This is a genomic window from Amycolatopsis heterodermiae (assembly GCF_034929455.1).
Lineage (GTDB): Bacteria > Actinomycetota > Actinomycetes > Mycobacteriales > Pseudonocardiaceae > Amycolatopsis > Amycolatopsis heterodermiae.
On the sequence record NZ_JAYFSI010000001.1, the window covers coordinates 1,494,172 to 1,512,116 of the forward strand.

Annotated in this window: 20 protein-coding genes; 7 read left to right on the plus strand and 13 right to left on the minus strand. The window is 70.5% G+C overall.

What is annotated here, in order from left to right:
• Nucleotides 1-62 precede the first annotated feature (62 nt).
• Nucleotides 63-1,211 carry an MFS transporter gene (locus VA596_RS07290; RefSeq protein ID WP_323325701.1) on the plus strand — a complete coding sequence of 383 codons (1,149 nt, stop codon included), beginning with the start codon at nucleotides 63-65 and terminating at the stop codon, nucleotides 1,209-1,211.
• Here the strand turns inward: VA596_RS07290 and VA596_RS07295 are convergent.
• Nucleotides 1,208-1,588, minus strand: coding sequence for a hypothetical protein (locus tag VA596_RS07295; RefSeq protein WP_323324543.1), 381 nt, complete (start codon nucleotides 1,586-1,588; stop codon nucleotides 1,208-1,210). The two genes, VA596_RS07290 and VA596_RS07295, sit on opposite strands and share 4 nt — an antisense overlap.
• An 18-nt stretch (nucleotides 1,589-1,606) precedes the next feature.
• The gene (locus tag VA596_RS07300) at nucleotides 1,607-2,788 is read right to left on the minus strand and encodes an RtcB family protein (RefSeq protein WP_323324544.1); all 1,182 of its coding nucleotides are present in this window, start codon (nucleotides 2,786-2,788) and stop codon (nucleotides 1,607-1,609) included.
• Between the two features lie 183 nt (nucleotides 2,789-2,971).
• On the opposite strand from VA596_RS07300, the gene VA596_RS07305 reads away from it, so the two are divergent.
• Nucleotides 2,972-3,472, plus strand: a complete 501-nt coding sequence (locus tag VA596_RS07305; RefSeq protein ID WP_323324545.1) for a hypothetical protein — start codon at nucleotides 2,972-2,974, stop codon at nucleotides 3,470-3,472.
• A gap of 40 nt (nucleotides 3,473-3,512) precedes the next feature.
• On the opposite strand, the gene VA596_RS07310 is transcribed toward VA596_RS07305, so the two are convergent.
• Nucleotides 3,513-4,550 (minus strand): aspartate-semialdehyde dehydrogenase, encoded by a 1,038-nt coding sequence (locus tag VA596_RS07310; protein WP_323324546.1) that lies wholly within the window; start codon nucleotides 4,548-4,550, stop codon nucleotides 3,513-3,515.
• Nucleotides 4,550-5,815 carry an aspartate kinase gene (locus tag VA596_RS07315; protein WP_323324547.1) on the minus strand — a complete coding sequence of 422 codons (1,266 nt, stop codon included), beginning with the start codon at nucleotides 5,813-5,815 and terminating at the stop codon, nucleotides 4,550-4,552. Before VA596_RS07315 ends, VA596_RS07310 begins: the two co-directional genes overlap by 1 nt.
• Nucleotides 5,816-6,044: 229 nt before the next feature.
• On the opposite strand from VA596_RS07315, the gene VA596_RS07320 reads away from it, so the two are divergent.
• Nucleotides 6,045-6,635 carry a nitroreductase family protein gene (locus VA596_RS07320; protein WP_323324548.1) on the plus strand — a complete coding sequence of 197 codons (591 nt, stop codon included), beginning with the start codon at nucleotides 6,045-6,047 and terminating at the stop codon, nucleotides 6,633-6,635.
• On the opposite strand, the gene VA596_RS07325 is transcribed toward VA596_RS07320, so the two are convergent.
• Together VA596_RS07325 and VA596_RS07330 are read right to left on the minus strand one after the other, a co-directional pair.
• On the minus strand, nucleotides 6,632-7,336 hold the full coding sequence (locus VA596_RS07325; protein WP_323324549.1) for a ComEA family DNA-binding protein: 705 nt from the start codon (nucleotides 7,334-7,336) through the stop codon (nucleotides 6,632-6,634). The two genes, VA596_RS07320 and VA596_RS07325, sit on opposite strands and share 4 nt — an antisense overlap.
• 94 nt (nucleotides 7,337-7,430) lie before the next feature.
• The gene (locus VA596_RS07330; protein ID WP_323324550.1) at nucleotides 7,431-7,844 is read right to left on the minus strand and encodes a hypothetical protein; all 414 of its coding nucleotides are present in this window, start codon (nucleotides 7,842-7,844) and stop codon (nucleotides 7,431-7,433) included.
• Nucleotides 7,845-8,083: 239 nt separating this feature from the next.
• On the opposite strand from VA596_RS07330, the gene leuA reads away from it, so the two are divergent.
• A complete protein-coding gene (leuA, locus tag VA596_RS07335; RefSeq protein WP_323324551.1) occupies nucleotides 8,084-9,844 on the plus strand; it encodes a 2-isopropylmalate synthase in 1,761 nt (586 codons plus the stop codon).
• 50 nt (nucleotides 9,845-9,894) lie between these two features.
• Here the strand turns inward: leuA and VA596_RS07340 are convergent, their stop codons facing one another.
• The gene (locus VA596_RS07340) at nucleotides 9,895-10,809 is read right to left on the minus strand and encodes an SDR family oxidoreductase (RefSeq protein WP_323324552.1); all 915 of its coding nucleotides are present in this window, start codon (nucleotides 10,807-10,809) and stop codon (nucleotides 9,895-9,897) included.
• A gap of 122 nt (nucleotides 10,810-10,931) precedes the next feature.
• On the opposite strand from VA596_RS07340, the gene VA596_RS07345 reads away from it, so the two are divergent.
• Entirely contained in the window at nucleotides 10,932-11,483 is a 552-nt protein-coding gene (locus VA596_RS07345; RefSeq protein WP_323324553.1) for a DedA family protein, read from the plus strand.
• On the opposite strand, the gene VA596_RS07350 is transcribed toward VA596_RS07345, so the two are convergent.
• Complete coding sequence (locus VA596_RS07350) at nucleotides 11,470-12,090, minus strand: peroxiredoxin-like family protein (protein ID WP_323324554.1); 621 nt, start codon at nucleotides 12,088-12,090, stop codon at nucleotides 11,470-11,472. The genes VA596_RS07345 and VA596_RS07350 overlap by 14 nt on opposite strands.
• 58 nt (nucleotides 12,091-12,148) lie before the next feature.
• Here VA596_RS07350 and VA596_RS07355 point away from each other — a divergent pair, with 58 nt between their 5' ends.
• Nucleotides 12,149-12,757, plus strand: coding sequence for a TetR/AcrR family transcriptional regulator (locus tag VA596_RS07355; protein WP_323324555.1), 609 nt, complete (start codon nucleotides 12,149-12,151; stop codon nucleotides 12,755-12,757).
• Here the strand turns inward: VA596_RS07355 and VA596_RS07360 are convergent.
• Nucleotides 12,742-13,647 carry a LysR family transcriptional regulator gene (locus VA596_RS07360; RefSeq protein ID WP_323324556.1) on the minus strand — a complete coding sequence of 302 codons (906 nt, stop codon included), beginning with the start codon at nucleotides 13,645-13,647 and terminating at the stop codon, nucleotides 12,742-12,744. The two genes, VA596_RS07355 and VA596_RS07360, sit on opposite strands and share 16 nt — an antisense overlap.
• 86 nt (nucleotides 13,648-13,733) lie before the next feature.
• Here VA596_RS07360 and VA596_RS07365 point away from each other — a divergent pair, with 86 nt between their 5' ends.
• Nucleotides 13,734-14,642: an EamA family transporter gene (locus tag VA596_RS07365; RefSeq protein WP_323324557.1), complete on the plus strand. Its 909-nt coding sequence runs from the start codon at nucleotides 13,734-13,736 to the stop codon at nucleotides 14,640-14,642.
• On the opposite strand, the gene VA596_RS07370 is transcribed toward VA596_RS07365, so the two are convergent.
• From VA596_RS07370 to VA596_RS07385, 4 genes are all read right to left on the minus strand, one after another.
• A complete protein-coding gene (locus VA596_RS07370; RefSeq protein WP_323324558.1) occupies nucleotides 14,639-15,283 on the minus strand; it encodes a DedA family protein in 645 nt (214 codons plus the stop codon). The two genes, VA596_RS07365 and VA596_RS07370, sit on opposite strands and share 4 nt — an antisense overlap.
• A gap of 109 nt (nucleotides 15,284-15,392) precedes the next feature.
• A complete protein-coding gene (locus tag VA596_RS07375; protein ID WP_323324559.1) occupies nucleotides 15,393-16,034 on the minus strand; it encodes an SDR family oxidoreductase in 642 nt (213 codons plus the stop codon).
• Between the two features lie 379 nt (nucleotides 16,035-16,413).
• Nucleotides 16,414-17,577, minus strand: a complete 1,164-nt coding sequence (locus VA596_RS07380; protein WP_323324560.1) for an RNA polymerase sigma factor — start codon at nucleotides 17,575-17,577, stop codon at nucleotides 16,414-16,416.
• Nucleotides 17,574-17,933 (minus strand): YciI family protein, encoded by a 360-nt coding sequence (locus VA596_RS07385; protein ID WP_323324561.1) that lies wholly within the window; start codon nucleotides 17,931-17,933, stop codon nucleotides 17,574-17,576. Before VA596_RS07385 ends, VA596_RS07380 begins: the two co-directional genes overlap by 4 nt.
• Between the last annotated feature and the right edge of the window lie 12 nt (nucleotides 17,934-17,945).

Consider the following 17,945-nt stretch of genomic DNA (forward strand, 5'->3'; position numbering starts at 1 on the left):
TGCCTCTGCAGCCCTACCGCCGGGTGCTCTCCGTCCCCCGCGTCCCCTCGACGATGGCCCTGATGTTCCTGGCCCGGCTGCCGATGACCATGAACGGCGTGCTGATGACGCTGTACGTCGTCACCGGGCTCGGCCGCGGCTACGGCGCCGCCGGGCTGGTCGGCGCCGGCGTCACCCTCGGGATGGCCATCGGGGCGCCGGTGATCGGCCGCGCCTTCGACAAGTACGGGCTGCGCCCGGTCGTCGCGGTCTGCGGCATCGGCACGACGGTGTTCTGGTGCACGGCGCCGCACCTGCCGTTCGGGGCGCTGGCCGCGGTCGCCGTCCCGGCCGGGATGCTCTCGGTGCCCGCGGGCTCACTGGCCCGTCAGGTCCTGGCCACGCTCGTGCCGGCCGAGCAGCGCCGCGCGGCGTACTCGCTCGACAGCATCGCCATCGAGGCGACGTTCATGATCGGCCCCGCGACCGGGATCGCGGCGATCACCGCGTTCTCGCCGACGTGGACGCTCACCGCGCTGGGCGTGCTGTTCGGCGGCACGGCGTTCCTGATCTGGCTGGTGAACCCGCCGATCCGCGACGCCGTCGAGCCCGGGGTGGCGCCCGAGGCCCGGCCGCCGCTGCGCAGCTGGCTGACCGGGCCGCTGGTGGGGACGCTGCTGGTCGCGGCCGGTGCGTTGTTCGTGCTCATCGGCACCGAACTGGCGACGCTGGCGACCCTGCGAGAGCACGGCAACCTCGGGGTGACCGGGCTGGTGATCGTGGTGATGTGCGCCGCGTCGATCCTCGGCGGCATCGTGCACGGCACGGTGAAGCGGTCGCTGTCCCAGGGTGTGCTGATGCTGCTGCTCGCGCTGCTGGTGGTGCCGGTCGGGCTGGCCCCGCAGCCGTGGTGGCTGCTGATGCTCGTGCTGATCCCGACGAACCTGCTCTGCGCGCCGACCCTGGCCGCGACGACCGAGACGGTCAGCAGGCTCGCGCCGCCGCGGGTGCGCGGCGAGGCGATGGGCCTGCAGGACTCGTTCACCCGCATGGGACTCGCGCTGGGCAGCCCGGTGGTCGGCTTCGCGATCGACCACTCGAGCCCGGCCTGGGGCTTCGCGGCGGCCGGCCTCGGCGGCCTGGTGGTCGCGTCGGGCGGCCTGATCCGGCGGCGTCGCCGGACGCCCGGACCGGCATCGGTGCCCGCGCTGGCCAAAGCCCCGGCCGGCTAGCTGCAGGCGGTGCGCAGCGCGTCGAGCTTGGCGACGTTGCGCTTGGCCCACCTGGCCACGACGCCGGCGTCCTCGATGCGCTCCTTCTGCACCTCGACGTAGGAGTCGGCCATGCCGAGGAGCGCGTTCTTGACGTCCTGGTCGGAGACGTTCCCGGCCAGCTCGCGCAGCCGCCGCTCCTTGTCCTCGGCCCGCTCCTTGAGCTTCTGCGGGTCGACGAGCGGGTTCAGGTCCGCGAGTCCGAGCGCCTCGGCGCACGCGCCCACCTTGTCCGCGGTCTTGCTGCCCTGGTCGACCGCGCTGCTCACCTGGTCGCACCCGCTCAGCAGCAGTGCGATCCCGGCCAGCAGCGCGGCCGTCCTCCCCCGACTGGTCATATCACCCAAGGTACCGCGTCAGCCCTTGACGCAGACGACCTGCTTGAGGTGGGCGACGACCTCGACCAGGTCCGTCTGGGCCTTGATGACCGCGTCGATGTCCTTGTACGCCGCCGGGATCTCGTCGACGACGCCGGTGTCCTTGCGGCATTCGACGCCCGCCGTCTGCTCCGCCAGGTCGTCCGCGGTGTACAGCTTCTTCGCCTTGGTCCGCGACATCCGGCGGCCGGCGCCGTGCGACGCCGACCGGAACGACGACTCGTTGCCGAGCCCGCGCACGATGTACGAACCGGTCCCCATGCTGCCCGGGATGATCCCCAGGTCGCCCGAGCCGGCGCGGATCGCGCCCTTGCGGGTGACGAGCAGCTCGACGCCGTCGTAGGTCTCTTCGGCGACGTAGTTGTGGTGGCACGAGATCGCGTCGTCGAAGGTCGTGCCCGGCACGACCTCCGCCAGCGCCAGCTTCACGAGCGCGACCATCGTGGCGCGGTTGCGCGCCGCGTAGTCCTGCGCCCAGAACAGGTCGCGCCGGTAGGCCTGCATCTCCGGCGTCCCCGCGACGAACACCGCGAGGTCCCGGTCGGGCAGGTCGGCGTTGTGCGGCAGCTTGCGCGCCACGGCCATGTGCCGCTCCGCGAGCTCCTTGCCGATGTTGCGCGAACCCGAGTGCAGCATCAGCCAGACGCGGCCTTCGCCTTCTTCGATGCAGACCTCGATGAAGTGGTTGCCGCCGCCGAGGCTCCCGATCTGGCGCGCGGCCCGGTCGTGCAGCTCCTGGACGCCGGTGTGCAGCTCGCCGAAGTCCTTCCAGAACGCGTCCCAGCCGCCGACACCGTGCACCTTCGCCGGGTTGACGGGCGTCTTGTGCAGCCCGAACCCGACCGGCACGGCCGATTCGATGCGCCGGCGCAGCTTGCCGAGGTCGTCGGGCAGGTCGGCCGCGGTCAGCGACGTCCGCACGGCGCTCATCCCGCAGCCGATGTCGACGCCGACCGCGGCGGGCGAAACGGCGTCGCGCATCGCGATGACGCTGCCGACGGTCGCGCCCTTGCCGTAGTGCACGTCGGGCATCACGGCGACCCCGTGCACCCACGGCAGGTTGGCGACGTTGTGCAGCTGCCGCATGGCCTGGTCTTCGACGGACGCGGGGTCCGCCCACATCCGGATCGGGACGCGCGCGCCGTCGACAGCGGTGTACATGACTTCCTCCCCTGATTCGCTTGCGGGCCAAGGATGACCGCTGACGGCGAATCGGACAAGGCGATTTCCGGGGTGTCCACTGTGGAGGAACGCGCCCGGGACGGGTGAAGGGGACCGGTCCCGCGGCACCTGTGGTCTCCTGCACCGGTCGCTGCCGTGGTTCCCGAGAGAGGCGTGCCCGCCATGACCGAGCCGGCCCCTTATCAGCCGCTACCTGCTTCCGGTGCGAACGCGGAACGGGAGGTGCGGCGCGGGATCAGGACGATGCGCCTGGCGATCGCCGCCCAGGCCGTGCTCTACCTGGCCCTCGCCGTCTTCGTCTGGTCGCTGGCGGCGAGCGTGGACGACAGCGGCGACGTCACCTGGCCGCTGGTGGTCGTGACGGTGAACTCGGTACTCCTGGTCGTCCTCGTGGTGTTCAGCGTGCTGCTGAGCCGGCGCGAACGCAAGATCCTCTTCACGGTCGTCTGGCTGGAATGCGCGTTCATCGCGGTCCTGCTCATCGGCCTGATCGTGAGCCTCGTGATGAGCTCGGCATCGGGCGGCCCCACCGGCACGCCGGTCGGGCTGTTCCTGTGGGGCGGGTTGATGCTGGCCGTGCTGAAGCCGCTGCAGAAGCCGGAACTGCGGATGGCGTTCGGCCTGCCGCCGATCCAGCCCCGGCACAAGAAGCCGAAGAAGTGAGGCCGCCCGGCCCCGGATGTCCGGGGCCGGGCGGGCTCGGTCACTGCTGCGCGATCAGCTCCGCGATCTGCACGGCGTTGAGCGCGGCGCCCTTGCGCAGGTTGTCGTTCGCGATGAACAGCGCGAGGCCGCGGCCGCCCTCGACACCCTGGTCGACACGGATGCGGCCGACGTAGCTCGGGTCGTTGCCCGCCGCCTGCAGCGGCGTCGGGATGTCGGACAGCTCGACGCCGGGGGCGTGCGACAGCAGCTGCGTCGCCCGCTCGACGGTCAGCGGCTGCGCGAACTCCGCGTTGACCGAGATCGAGTGCCCCGAGAACACCGGGACCCGCACGCAGGTGCAGGACACGCCCAGCCCCGGGATGCTCAGGATCTTGCGGCTCTCGTTGCGGAACTTCTTCTCCTCGTCCGTTTCGAGCTCACCGTCGTCCACAATGGACCCGGCCATCGGGAGGACGTTGAACGCGATCGGGCGGACGTACTTGTTCGGCGCGGGGAACTCGATCGCCGCGCCGTCGTGGGTGAGCAGCGACGCGTGCTCCGCTCCCGCGCGAACCTGGCCGGCCAGCTCGTCCACGCCGGCCAGCCCGCTGCCGGACACCGCCTGGTAGGTCGAGGCGACCAGCCGGACCAGCCCGGCCTCGTCGTGCAGCGGCTTGAGCACCGGCATCGCGGCCATGGTGGTGCAGTTGGGGTTCGCGATGATCCCCTTCCGCGCCTCCTTGATGGCCTCCGGGTTGACCTCGCTGACGACCAGCGGCACGTCCGGGTCCATCCGGAACGCCGAGGAGTTGTCGATCACCGTGACACCGGCGTCGGCGAACCGCGGCGCCTGCGCCTTGGACGTCGAGCCGCCCGCGGAGAACAGCGCGATGTCCAAACCGGACGGATCCGCCGTGGACGCGTCCTCGATGGTGATTTCGCTGTCACGCCAAGGAAGTTTCGACCCCGCCGAGCGCGCCGAGGCGAAGTACCGGAGCTCGGCGACCGGGAACTCCCGCTCCGCCAGCAGTTTGCGCATCACCGCGCCGACCTGGCCGGTCGCGCCGACCACCCCGACCCGCAGTCCCTCCGCCATCAGCGACCACTCCCCGCGTAGACCACGGCTTCCTCGTCGCCGCCGAGCTCGAACGCGTCGTGGATGGCGCGCACGGCCTCGTCGAGCTGCGCGTCCCGGATGAGCACCGAGATGCGGATCTCCGAGGTGTTGATGATTTCGATGTTGACGCCCGCCTGGGCCAGCGCCTCGCAGAAGGTGGCCGTGACACCCGGGTGCGACCGCATCCCGGCGCCGACCAGCGAGACCTTGCCGACGTGGTCGTCGTAGAGGACCGACTCGAAGCCGATCTCGGCCTTGACCTTCTCCAGCTCCTTGACGGCCTTGGCGCCGTTGGCCTTCGACAGCGTGAACGTGATGTCCGTGCGGCCGGAGACGGTGCTGGACACGTTCTGCAGCACCATGTCGATGTCGATCTCGGCGTCGGCGATCACGCGGAAGATCCGGGCCGCCGCACCGGCGGTGTCCGGCACCCCGGTGACCGTGATCTTGGCCTCGGAGCGGTCGTGTGCCACACCGGTGATCAGCGCTTGTTCCACGGGGATCTCCTCGATAGAACCGGTCACCGTCGTGCCCGGCTTGTCACTGTAGGAAGAGCGGACTCGGATCGGGACGCCGTAACGACGCGCGTACTCGACCGACCGCAGGTGGAGGATCTTCGACCCGCTCGCGGCGAGCTCCAGCATCTCCTCGTAGGGGATGACGTCGAGCTTCTTCGCGTCCGGCACGATCCGCGGGTCGGCGGTGTACACACCGTCCACATCGGAGTAGATCTCGCAGACGTCGGCGTTCAGCGCGGCGGCCAGCGCGACGGCGGTGGTGTCCGACCCGCCGCGGCCCAGCGTGGTGATGTCCTTGGTGTCCTGCGCGACGCCCTGGAAGCCCGCCACCAGCGCGACGTAACCCTGCTCGAGGGCCTCCGTGACGCGGCTCGGCGTGACGTCGATGATGCGCGCGTTGCCGTGCACGGACGTCGTGACGACGCCGGCCTGCGAACCGGTGAACGACCACGCCTCGGCCCCCTGGGCCGCGATGGCCATGGCGACCAGCGAGTTCGAGATGCGCTCACCCGCGGTGAGCAGCATGTCCATCTCCCGCTCCGGCGGCGCCGGGTTGACCTGCTGCGCCAGGTCGAGCAGCTCGTCGGTGGTGTCACCCATCGCCGAGCAGACGACGACGACGTCGTTGCCCGCCTTCTTGGTGGCGACGATCCGTTCCGCGACGCGCTTGATCCGGTCGGCACTTTCCAGCGACGATCCGCCGTACTTCTGGACCACGAGGGCCACGCCCGAACCTCCTCGACGGGCCGGGTCTGCTCCCTGGTGGGCACCGAGGAGCCCCCGCGTCCCATGTTTGACCAGGAGCCTACCGGGGGTTCGGCGCCCCGCCACCCTCTCGACGTGGGGCCGGGCGCGAATGCGGGCAGCGTGGAAGTAAATCTTCCGTAACACCAACGAAATGCACGGAGCCCTTCCTTCCGAGTGATGCAGCGCACTCCTATGTACGGTGTTGATCGTGCGCAAACCAGCTGTGACGAGCATCCCGATCGCGACCCTGATGGCGGAACGCTGGAGTCCCCGGGCCTACGACGAGTCGGCGACGGTGTCCCCCGAACAGGTGCGGGCCCTCCTGGAGGCGGCCCGCTGGGCGCCGTCGTTCGGCAACACCCAGCCGGCCCGCTACCTGGTGGGCGTCCGCGGCACGCCGGCGTTCGACGCGATCCTGGCGACGCTCAACTCGGGCAACCAGGCGTGGGCGAGCCGCGCGAGCCTCCTGCTGATCGGCGTGATGGTGACGACGAACGAGAAGGGCGCGGTGCCCTACGCCGAGTACGGCCTGGGGCTGGCTTCGGAGAACCTGGTGCTGCAGGCGGTGGAGCTGGGGCTGATCGCCCACCAGATGGCGGGCTTCTCGGCTCCCGACGTCAGTGCGTCGTTCTCGCTGCCCGCGGACGCGGTACCTCGCGTCGCCATCGCGGTGGGATCGCCGGGCCACCCGGACGTCCTGGAGGAGGACTGGCGCATCGAGCGCGAGAAGGCGGACCGGGTCCGGATCCCTCTGGAGGAGTTCGCGTTCACCGGCAAGTGGGGCAACCCGGCGCTTTAGGCCGGCAGGACGACGGCCCGGTCGCGGATGCGGTCCACCGCCCCGAAGGGCACCACGGCGCCGACGTCTTCGACCGCGGCGAACCCGCCGACGGTCGTCCTGATGTCGACGATGGCCGCGGCGGTGTCGGCATCCAGCCCGCAAACCGACGCAATCACGTCCGCCGGCGCGTTGTTGAGGTCGACAAGTCCACCGTCGTCGTAGTTCCGCGGCAGGTCGGGACGGCCGATCCCCAGGTCGCGCGCGATGAGCGGGTCTTCGATGGCGAGCTTCCGCGCTTCGGTACGGCGATCGCGCGCGGCCAGCGCGGCGGCGAGGGCCGGGTCGGGGCCGTCGAGGTGTTCACCGGGGACGTGGCGCAGGATTTCGCGGCGCAGCCTGGACTGCTGGACGCAGGCGACCGCGATCACAGCCAAGGCCACGATCAAGGCGAGCGAGGTGAGCAGGTTCCCGGTCGTGCTGACAACCTTGCCCGCGGCGTCCGTGGGTGCCAGGGACAACAGCACGCCGACGACCGTGGCCGCCGCCCCGAAGGCCACCGCGCGAACGTAGAGCGACTTCCGGCCCAGCCGCAGAGCGGCGTGCACGAACGGGACCCACGCGAAGAAGCCGAACGAAACGATGGTGACGACGAAGTACCAGCGGCTCCCGATGCGGGCGACCGCGCTCGGCGACGTCGCGACAGGCTGTGAAACGGACATGATCAGCACCCCTTCCGGCGTGCTGATGTCGCCCGGCGGCGACAGTGCGTTACGGGTCCCAGCCACGGGTCAACCGATCGTGATCACCGTGAAATCAGGAAGCGCCGCCCACCCGGCGGATCACCTTGGCCAGGATTCCCGAGACCACGAGCCAGAAGATCGCCGCGATGCCGTAGTTCACCAGCACTCGCAGCTTGGCGTCGCTCGGGGTGAACAGGTCGCTGAAGCCCAGCGCGAGACCGTCCGCCCAGGAGTGGACGAACGAGACGATGCCGTTGTCCGGGTTGGCCGAGCCGACCGTGAAGATCACGTGGATCACCAGGATCGCGGCGAAGATCAACCCCACCCAGCGGACGATCGACGCCACCGCGTTGGCCACCTTGCCCCCGGCGCGGCGCCAGTCGACCGGCGCTCGGCGGGCGACGCGCGTCTCCGTGTCCTCCGAAGAAGTCGACGAGGAAGTCGACGAGGACGACGAAGACGCCGACGACTCTGCGTGCTCAGCCATGCCCGCAGTTTCGCACGGGGCTGGGCCGATTGCTACCCGCTGGTAACTCGGATGGTCGAACGGACGTAACAAGTCGATCGCGACCTCACTTCCCTCCGGCCGCGCTCGATGGTTATGGTGTGGTCGTGGCGCGTGCTCTCCTGCTTCGCTGCCGCGACGGGGCCTGACCGGACCGGCTCCCCGTCGCGGGGCTTCGTGGTGCCGGTCGCACCCGTCGAGCTGGAGACACCCTCAATCCCATGAGCAAGATCCGCAAACCCTCTCGTCCCGCGCCCGCTGAGCAGCCCGTCTGGAACACCCAGCGCGGCACGTCCATGCCGGTGCACCGCTACCGCCCCTGGTACGACGTCGTCGAGAACATCGACCTGCCCGACCGCACCTGGCCCGCCAAGCGCATCGACCGCGCGCCGCTGTGGTGCGCCGTCGACCTGCGGGACGGCAACCAGGCCCTGATCGACCCGATGTCGCCCGCGCGCAAGCGCAAGTTCTTCGACCTGCTCGTACGCATGGGGTACAAGGAGATCGAGGTCGGCTTCCCGGCCGCGAGCCAGACCGACTTCGACTTCGTCCGCGAGATCATCGACGAGGGCGCCATCCCGGACGACGTCAGCATCCAGGTGCTGACCCAGTGCCGTCCCGAGCTGATCGAGCGGACCTTCAAGTCCCTCGAAGGGGCGCCGCGCGCGATCGTCCACATCTACAACTCGACGTCGATCCTGCAGCGCCGCGTCGTGTTCCGCGAGGAGCGCGAAGGCATCAAGAAGATCGCGACGCAGGCCGCCGAAATGGTCGTCGAGCTGGCCGAAAAGCAGCCCGACACCGACTTCCGGTTCCAGTACTCGCCGGAGTCCTACACCGGCACCGAGCTGTCGTACGCGCTCGAGGTGTGCAACGCCGTCACCGAGATCTGGCAGCCGACGCCGGAGAAGCCGGTGATCCTGAACCTGCCGGCGACCGTCGAGATGGCGACGCCGAACGTCTACGCCGACTCGATCGAGTGGATGAGCCGCAACCTGGCCCGCCGCGACTCGGTGATCCTGTCGCTGCACCCGCACAACGACCGCGGCACCGGCATCGCCGCCGCCGAGCTGGGTTACCAGGCCGGCGCGGACCGGATCGAGGGCTGCCTGTTCGGCAACGGCGAGCGCACCGGCAACGTCGACCTGGTCGCGCTGGGCATGAACCTCTACAGCCAGGGCATCGACCCGCAGATCGACTTCTCGGACATGGACGAGATCAAGCGGACCGTCGAGTACTGCAACCAGCTGCCGGTGCCCGAGCGCTCGCCGTGGGGCGGCGACCTGGTGTTCACGGCGTTCTCGGGCTCGCACCAGGACGCGATCAACAAGGGCCTGGACGCGCTGAAGGACGCCGCCGACAAGCAGGGCGTGCCGATCGACGAGTACCCGTGGGAGGTCCCGTACCTGCCGATCGACCCGAAGGACGTCGGCCGCACGTACGAGGCCGTGATCCGGGTGAACTCGCAGTCCGGCAAGGGCGGCGTCGCCTACATCATGAAGGCCGAGCACCAGCTCGACCTGCCGCGGCGCCTGCAGATCGAGTTCTCGAAGGTCATCCAGCGCTACACCGACACCGAGGGTGGCGAGGTCGACCCGACGACGATGTGGAACGCCTTCGCGGCCGAGTACCTGGAGCTGAAGACGCCGCTGGAGCTGGTCCGCCAGCACGTCCGCGACAACGGCGACGGCGAGTACGACATCACCGCGACCGTCCGCGTCGAAGGCGACGAGCACGAGGTGACCGGCCGCGGCAACGGCCCGATCGCGGCGTTCTTCGACGCGCTGTCGACGGTGGGCTTCGACCTGCGCCTGCTGGACTACTCCGAGCACACGCTCTCGCCGGGTGACGACGCGCGCGCCGCGTCGTACATCGAGTGCGCGATCTCGGACCGGGTGTTCTGGGGCATCGGCGTGGACCCGTCGATCGTCACGGCGTCGCTGCGCGCCGTCGTCTCGGCGGTCAACCGCGCCAACCGCTAGACCTGCGACGGTTCGAGGGCGGCACTTTCTCGTGAAAGTGCCGCCCTCGGTCAGCGGTAGCCGGTGGTGTCCGCCGGTTTGCCCGGGTCGATCACCTCGACCATGTAGCGCCAGGCGTCCGGGCGGCTGCCGTCGACGTCGTTGATCCCGTACTCGCGGGCCAGCTGGCCGCTGCTGACGGTCTGGCCCGACCAGCGCTGCCGGTCCGGGTCGCTCGCCAGCGCGACGATCGTGCGGGCACCGAAGGTCGGCGTCTCCGAGATCGCGAAGTACGGGTTCTCCTCCAGCGCGTCCCGCCAGTTCTCCTCCGTGACGCCGTGGAGGTCCAGCATCATCTCCGAACGCAGGTAGCCCGCGGTGTAGGCGACGGCCGTGCAGCCGTGCTCCTTCAGCTCCGCCGCCTCACCCTTCGCCAGCAGGTGCGCGGACGCCTTCGCAACGTAGAACGGCAGCGACGTGCCCTCGCGGTAGTTCGCGTTGTACTCGGCCGTGCCGTCGGTAAGTTCGACGACCAGGCCGCCCGGCCGCCGGATCAGCAGCGGCAGCAGGTGGTGGCCGGTGATCAGGTGCGCGTCGACGCCCAGGCGGATCATCCGCAGCCCGGCGTCGAGGTCGTGCTCCCAGACCGGCTTGCCCCAGCTCAGGTGCTGGTCACCACCCCAGATGCCGTCGACCAGGATGTCCAGGCCGTCGTGGGCGTCGTCGATCCGTTTTCCCAGCGCGGCGACCTCGGAGGGTTCCAGGTGGTCGACGCGGACCGCTTCGGCCCGGCCACCCGCCTGCTCGACCAGCTCGGCGGTCTCGTCGATCGTCTCCGGCCGGTCGACCTCCGATCGTTTCGCACCGCTGCTGCGGCCGGTCACGTAGACGAAGGCACCGGCGCGGCCCAGCTCGACCGCGATCGCCCGGCTCGCACCACGGGTCCCGCCCGCGACCAGGGCGACCTTTCCCGACAAAGTGTCCATGCCCGCACGGTTACCCCGTATTCCGGCCGCGACCGTCACCCAATCTGTGGAAGAGCTGTCGGCTTCCTGTGAGTCCCCCTTGATCGGGATTCATCCGGGCCGGGCGGGCGGTTAATGGAGGTGTGGACGCGACTACGACCGGGCTGCTGGTGCTGTTCGTCGTCTCGCTGGTGCCCCTGCTGCCCACCGAGGTGACGATCCTCGCGATGGGCGTCGCGGCGGCGCAGGGCGGCACGTCGCTGGCGCTGGTGATCGCCGTGGCCACGGCCGGGTGCCTGGTCTCCGACCAGGCGCTCTACGCCCTCGGCCGGTTCGGCGGCCGGGCGGCGCTGGACCGGCTGAGCCGGCGCAAGAAGATCGCCGCCGGCATCGGCTGGCTGGACGGGCGGCTGCAGCGCCACCCGCGCCCGGTGCTGGTGATCGCCCGCTGGCTGCCCTCGGGCGGCACGGTCGGCGCCCTGCTCGCCGGCTCCCTCCGGTGGCCGATGGCGGAGTTCTTCACCGCGTCGGCCGTCGGCGTCACGCTCTGGACGTCCTATGTGGCCTTCCTCGGCTACGCGGGTGGCCAGATCATCACCGAACCCGGGATCAGCATGCTGCTCTCCCTCGGCGTCGCCCTGGTCCTGGGTTCGGTGATCACCTACAGCGTGAAGCGCGGCGCTAAAGCGATTTGACGGCTTCGAGGATCGCCGCCGGTTCGGTGCGCGTGACGAAGTCCGGGTGGACGTCGACGTACCGGAGCACCCGTTCGCGGTCGACCACCACGACCGCCGGGTGGACCAGCTCCCAGGCGCCGTTGACCTGCTCGAGGTCCGTGCCGAGGGTCGCCATCGCGTCCCGCACCGGGCCGGAAACCGGGTAGCTCAGCCCGAGTCCCCGCGCGACGGTGCTGCCGACGTCCGACAGCACCGGGAACTCGAGGTCGGCCACCGGCAGGGAACCGTCCGGCCGCTGCGGGCTGATCGCCGCCAGCGTCGCGCCGAGCGAGGTCAGCTCGGGCAGGAGTTCCTGCTGGTAGGTGCGCAGGGTCAGGTTGCAGTACGGGCACCACTGGCCGCGGTAGAAGACGAGCACCGCCGGCCCGTTCGCGACGAGATCGCCCAGGTTCGCCGGCTCGCCGTCGGCCCCCGGCAGCTCGAAGTCCTCGATCTTGTCACCCGCTTCGGCGAACTCCGCCCCGGCGGCCCGGCGCCGGTCCGCCTCGAGGACCTCGAAGACCTCCGGCGGCAGGACGCCCCGGAGGTGGTCGTTCAGGCCGGTCAGCGCGTGGTCGAGCGTCATGGATCCCCCTAGCGGTTGTACTGATCGGTACAGTGGGCCGAACTGTACTATCCGGTACATGGAGACGCAAGCCTCGGCCACGACCCCGCGGGGCAAGCGGACGCGCGACGCGATCGTCGACGCCGCGGCGGCGCTGATGTACGTCGACGGCGTGGCGGGCACGAGCGTCGACAAGGTGCTCGCCGCGAGCGGGGCCGGGAAATCGCAGATGTACCACTACTTCAGGAACAAGGATCAGCTGGTCGAGGCCGTGATCGAGCGCTACCTCGAGCAGATCCTCGGCAACCAGCCCGCGATCTTCGCGCTGACGTCCTGGGCGGACTTCGAGACGTGGACCGAGCAGCTGCTGGACGTCCACCGCCGCGCGGGCGCGCCGATCGCCTGCCCGCTGGGCAACCTCGCCGGCGAGGTCGGCGACAACCCGAAGCTCGCGCCGCTGGTCGACCGGGCGTACCGGACATGGGAGTCCCACTTGGTGCGCGGGCTGACCACGTTGCGGGACAAGGGAGAGCTGGCCCCCGACGCCGACCCGGCGCGGCTCGCACAGGCGGCGATGACGTCCGTCCACGGTGGACTGCTGCTGGCCCACGTCCGGCACGACCTCACGGCGCTGGAGGACGCGCTGCGGATCGCGCTCGACTACCTGCGCGCTCACGCCGTGAGCTGAGCGACCTCCGCGCGCAGTTCCTCGATCACCTGGGCCACGGCCGGGCGCTGCAGCGCGCCCGTGCGGCAGACCGCCTCCACCAGCCGGGCCGCGCGGATCCCCGCCAGCGGACGGCCGACCAGGCCGCTGCCGCGGCGGGTGTCCATCGTGTACCGCGGCAGCAGCGCGATGCCGTGCCCGGCCGCGACCAGCCGTTCGGTGATCCGGAAGTCGTTGATCCGCTGCACGACGACCGGGCGGACGCCGGTGCGGACGGTCAGCGAGCGCAGCACGTCGTCCACCGGGAAGCCGAAGTCGACGCTGATCCAGCGTTCGTCCGCCAGTTCCGGCAGCTCGACGCGGCGCCGGTTCGCCAGGCGGTGGCCCACCGGGAGCGCGACGTCGAGCGGTTCGCGCAGCAGCGGGACGACGTCCAGACGGTCCTGGTCGAACTCCGGCGCGTGCTCGTCGCGGTGCGCCACGACGACGTCGTAGTCCGCGACCAGGCCGGGCACCTCCGGTGGTGTCATGTCGACGTCCCGGACGTCGACCTCCAGGCCGTCGTGCCCGGCGACGCGGGTCAGCAGCCCCGGCAGCAGCATCAGCCCGGCCGACTGGAAGATCGCGATCCGCACCCGCCCGCGCGGCGCGCTGCGGTAGGTGTCCAGCTCGGACTCGGCGCGTTCCAGCGCGGCCAGCACCTCGTCGGCCCGGGCGACCAGCGCGCGGCCGGCGTCGGTCAGCCGCAGGCCGCGGCCGGCCGGTTCGGTGAGCGGCAGGCCGACCTCGCCCTGCAGGGCGCGCAGCTGCTGCGACACCGCGGACGGCGTGCAGTGCAGCGCCCTCGCGGCGGCCGTCACGCTCCCGCGATCGGCGAACTCCCGCAGCGTGCGCAGGCGACCCAGATCCACGCCGTCAGCGTACTTGAAGCGCGGCTACAAGATTCCTGCAGATATTCTCGCTGGTCCTTCACGGTCGCAGTTGTCAGAGTGGAGGCATGTCCTCCCGCGATCGCCTGCTGGCCGTGTTCGTCGCCGTCCTGTGGGGGCTCAACTTCCTGGCCATCCACGCGACGCTCGGGCAGTTCCCGCCGGTGTTCGCGGGGGCGCTGCGGTTCGCCGTGATCGCCGTCCCGACGATCCTGTTCGTGCCGTGGCCGAAGGTGAAGGTGCGGTACCTGCTCGGCTACGGGCTCGGATTCGGCACCGGGCAGTTCGCGTTCCTGTTCATCGCGATGAACACCGGGATGCCGACCGGGCTCGCCTCGCTGGTGCTGCAGGCGTCGGCGCCGTTCACGGTGCTGCTCGGCGCCGTCTTCCTGCGGGAACGCGTCACCCCGCGGCAGCTGGCCGGGATCCTGCTGGCCGTCGCCGGGATGACGGCGATCGCGTGGCAGCAGGCCGGGAACGCAGCGCTGCTGCCGATGGTGCTCACCGTGCTGGCCGCGCTGAGCTGGGCGTTCGGCAACCTGAGCACGCGGCGGGCGGAGCCGGACAACCCGCTGCACTTCACGCTGTGGATGTCGGTGGTGCCGCCGCTGCCGATGTTCGCGCTGTCGCTGGTCATGGAGGGCCCGGCCGCGCAGTGGCGCTCGCTGACGACGCTGGGCACGCCGACCGGCCTGACCGCGCTCGGCGGCCTGGCCTACGTCGTGCTGTTCGGCACGATCGTCGGGTCGGGCATCTGGACGACCCTGATGCGCCGCAACCCGGCGGGTGTCGTCTCGCCGTTCTCGCTGCTGGTGCCGGTGGTCGGGCTGACGGCGTCGTTCCTGATCCTGGGTGAGCGGCCGACCGGCCTGGAGATCGCCGCCGCGGTGGTCGTGATCGGCGGCGTTCTCCTCGGCTCGCTCCGGTCGGCGCGCAAGCCCGACCCGGAGCTGCTGCCGGAGGAAGTCCCGGCTTAGGCGGCCGGCTCTTCCTGCTTGGGCGTCTCTTCGCCTTCGTGGTTCTTGCCGAGGCGCTTCTTCATGACGAAGAACACGACGACGCCGATGACGATCGCGGCGATCAGGCCGTACTTGGAGAAGTTGCCGAGCCACTTTTCGGCGACCACGCCGAGGTAGTAGACGAGCGCGGTGGTGCCGCCGGCCCAGACGATGCCGCCGAGCGCGTTGGCGATCAGGAACTTCGGGTAGTGCATCTTCAGCGACCCGGCGAGCGGGCCGGCGAGGATCCGCAGGAACGCGATGAAGCGGCCGAGGAACACGGCCCACATGCCGCGTTTGTTGAAGATGCGTTCCGCGTTGGCGATGTGCGTCGGGCCGAAATGCTTCGGGAATTTCCGGCCCGCCCAGGCGAACAGCCGTTGACCGCCGGTTTTCCCGATCAGATAACCGATGCTGTCGCCGACGATCGCGCCGGCGCTGGCCAGGATGCCGATCCACAGCGGGTTGAGGTTGCTGTGCTGCGACGCCAGCAAAGCGGCGCTGACCAGCACGATTTCACCCGGCAGGGGGATTCCGAGGCTCTCGATCATGATCACCGCGCCGACGATCAGGTACACCGAGAGCGGCGGGATCGCCTCCAGCCATTGGTCGACGTGCACTGCTCGTACCCCCTGCTACTCGGTCGTCCTGTCACCGCAGGGTACCGGGGGCGGTCCGCACGGCGAGCCCAACTCAGGTATCCCCCGGTGTACGACTTAAGTAGCTTTTTCAGCCGAGGGCGGCGAGCGCCGACCCCACCGGGAATTCCCCGGAAACGACGTCGAACCCCTGGTTTTCGGTGAGCGGCTCCTGAAGCACCCCGACCAGCACGGCGGCGACGTCCTGCCGGGTGATCCGCCCGGGCTCGAGGTGCCCGGCGACCTTGACCCGCCCGGTGGCGGGCCCGTCGGTGAGCGTGCCCGGCCGGACGATCGTCCAGGTCAGCGCGGACTTCTGCAGGGCGATGTCGGAGATCTGCTTGGCGAGCAGGATCGACCGCACGAGCCGGTCGCCCTGGTCGGGGCTGTCGGCGAACTGCGCGGAGAGCTGGACGTACCGCGCGACCCCGGCCTTCTCGGCGGCCCGGATGGCGGTGGCGGCCCCGTCCCGGTCCACGAGGTTCACCGAAGCGGGCTCCGGATCCGGCGCCCCGATGGCACTGATGACGACCTCGGAGCCCCGGAAGGCCTCGACGAGATCCTCCGGATCGGCGGTCACGTCGGCCACGACCGGCTGAACGTCGAGGTCCTGAAGGACTTCGGCCCGCCGACGACTGCGAAGCCCGGCCCGGACGGTGTGCCCCTTGGCGGCCAGCAGCCGCGCAACGTGAAACCCGGTCCGCCCCGACGCGCCCAGCACGGTGACCTGCATGGGTTCGATCCTCCCGCAGCTCGGGCCGATCCGCCGTCTCGATGCGGGTTCGGCTTACCCCCAGGTTGTCCACAGGAGTGGTCCCCATGTGGACAACCTGGTTATAACGTGGCTGATCAGCGGGTTTCGTGGGGGGTGGCCGGTAGACTGGACGTGGGACGCCCCCCGGGGAGGGTGGGGGCCGCTCGTCGTCAGGGGCGGCAGAGGGCAACACCTTCCGGGCACCCGTAGCCGCCCGGGACAGCCAACACGGCGCGGCGTTCGCCGCCAGGATGTGGGTGGTCGACCTCGGCTGCGGTCTGGCTCGATCACGCTCGGGCTGGGCGCCGAGTCGCGCGTCACCAGCTTCGGCTGGGAACGCGGCTGCGGGCGACCTCGGTCAGGAACCGCTCAGCCTCGCTGCCCTGGATCGCAGGTAAGACTGCTCCGGCAGACTCAACGTCCCCTTCGCCGCCGCCAGGTACGCCTCCCGCGCCCCCGAGAGATCCCCCGACAGCTCCAGCAAGTGCGCCCGGACCGCCTCCACCCGGTGGTGGGGCTCCAATCCGGCGTCGGTCAGCTCCTTCAGGCCCGCATCGGGCCCGTGGACCTGGGCGAACGCCACCACCCGGTTCAACGTCACCATCGGGCCCGGTGCCACCACCAGCAGGAGGTCGTACAGCGTAAGAATCTCCGTCCAGTCCGTCTCGTCCGAGGAAGGGGCCTCGTCGTGGACTGCCGCGATCGCTGCCTGCAGCTGGTACGGGCCGACCGGCGAGGTCGACAAAGCGCTCGTGATCAAGGAGACGCCCTCCTCGATGAAGGCCGCGTTCCAGCGGGAACGGTCCTGCTCAGCTAGCGGGACCAACGCACCGGACTCGTCGACGCGGGCCGGGCGGCGGGCCTCGGTCAGGAGCATCAGGGCCAGCAGGCCCGTGACCTCGCCGCCCGGGGGCAGCTGGCGGACCAGGCGGATCGCTTCCGTGGTCAGCTCGACGCGGTTCAGCTCGTCGCCCGAACTCGCCGTGTGGCCTTCGGTGAAGATCAGGTACAGCACCTGCAGCACCGCGGCCAGGCGGTCGGGATCCTCGGACGGGGTGAACCGCTCACCTCGGAGGCTGCGTTTCGCGCGGCTGATGCGCTGGCCGATCGTCGCTTCCGGGACCAGGAACGCGCGGGCGATCTCAGCCGTCGTCAGGCCGCCGACCGCGCGCAGCGTCAGCGCCACCTGGGACGGCCTGGTCAGTGACGGGTGGCAGCAGAGCAGCAGCAACGTCAGCGTGTCGTCGACACCCGGGGCCGGCTCCGGTGGCGGGGCCGACGCCACCGCCTCCTCACGTCGTTGCCGCGCCGTCTCGCTGCGCCACTGCTCGATCCGGCGCCGGGACGCCGTCGTGATCAGCCAGCCCTTCGGGTGGTCCGGCACGCCTTCGACGGGCCACTGCTGCGACGCCGCCAGCAGCGCCTCCTGGACGGCGTCCTCGCAGGCGTCGAAGTCGCCGTAGCGCCGGACCAGCGCCGTGAGCACCTGCGGGGCCAGGTCGCGGAGGACGTCGCCGATCACGGCAGGCCCATCACCGGCCGTACCTCCACCACCCCGAACGACGCCTCCGGGATCCGCCCGGCGATCTCCACCGCGCGCTCGAAGCTCGCGCAGTCGAGCAGGTAGAAGCCGGCGAGGAACTCCTTCGCCTCGGCGAAGGGCCCGTCGGTCGTCATCGGGCCGGCGTCGCCGACGCTGACCTGCTTCGTGGACTCCGGGAAGGCGAGCCGCTCGGAGACGATCCGCTCGCCGGACGCGTCGAGGTCGTCGTTCAGCTGCCGGTAGTACGCGAGCCCGGCGGCCCGCTGCTCGTTGCTCATCCCCTCCCACGCCGCGCGCGACGAAGGGTTGCCGTAGATCAGGACCACGTATTTCACCAGCGAAGGATG

Coding starts and splice junctions, on each gene's coding strand:
- VA596_RS07290 (WP_323325701.1), top strand. CDS start 63: ATGTTCCTGGCCCGGCTGCCGATGACCATGAACGGCGTGCTGATGACG.
- VA596_RS07295 (WP_323324543.1), bottom strand. CDS start 1,588: ATGACCAGTCGGGGGAGGACGGCCGCGCTGCTGGCCGGGATCGCACTG.
- VA596_RS07300 (WP_323324544.1), bottom strand. CDS start 2,788: ATGTACACCGCTGTCGACGGCGCGCGCGTCCCGATCCGGATGTGGGCG.
- VA596_RS07305 (WP_323324545.1), top strand. CDS start 2,972: ATGACCGAGCCGGCCCCTTATCAGCCGCTACCTGCTTCCGGTGCGAAC.
- VA596_RS07310 (WP_323324546.1), bottom strand. CDS start 4,550: ATGGCGGAGGGACTGCGGGTCGGGGTGGTCGGCGCGACCGGCCAGGTC.
- VA596_RS07325 (WP_323324549.1), bottom strand. CDS start 7,336: ATGTCCGTTTCACAGCCTGTCGCGACGTCGCCGAGCGCGGTCGCCCGC.
- VA596_RS07330 (WP_323324550.1), bottom strand. CDS start 7,844: ATGGCTGAGCACGCAGAGTCGTCGGCGTCTTCGTCGTCCTCGTCGACT.
- leuA (WP_323324551.1), top strand. CDS start 8,084: ATGAGCAAGATCCGCAAACCCTCTCGTCCCGCGCCCGCTGAGCAGCCC.
- VA596_RS07340 (WP_323324552.1), bottom strand. CDS start 10,809: ATGGACACTTTGTCGGGAAAGGTCGCCCTGGTCGCGGGCGGGACCCGT.
- VA596_RS07350 (WP_323324554.1), bottom strand. CDS start 12,090: ATGACGCTCGACCACGCGCTGACCGGCCTGAACGACCACCTCCGGGGC.
- VA596_RS07355 (WP_323324555.1), top strand. CDS start 12,149: ATGGAGACGCAAGCCTCGGCCACGACCCCGCGGGGCAAGCGGACGCGC.
- VA596_RS07365 (WP_323324557.1), top strand. CDS start 13,734: ATGTCCTCCCGCGATCGCCTGCTGGCCGTGTTCGTCGCCGTCCTGTGG.
- VA596_RS07375 (WP_323324559.1), bottom strand. CDS start 16,034: ATGCAGGTCACCGTGCTGGGCGCGTCGGGGCGGACCGGGTTTCACGTT.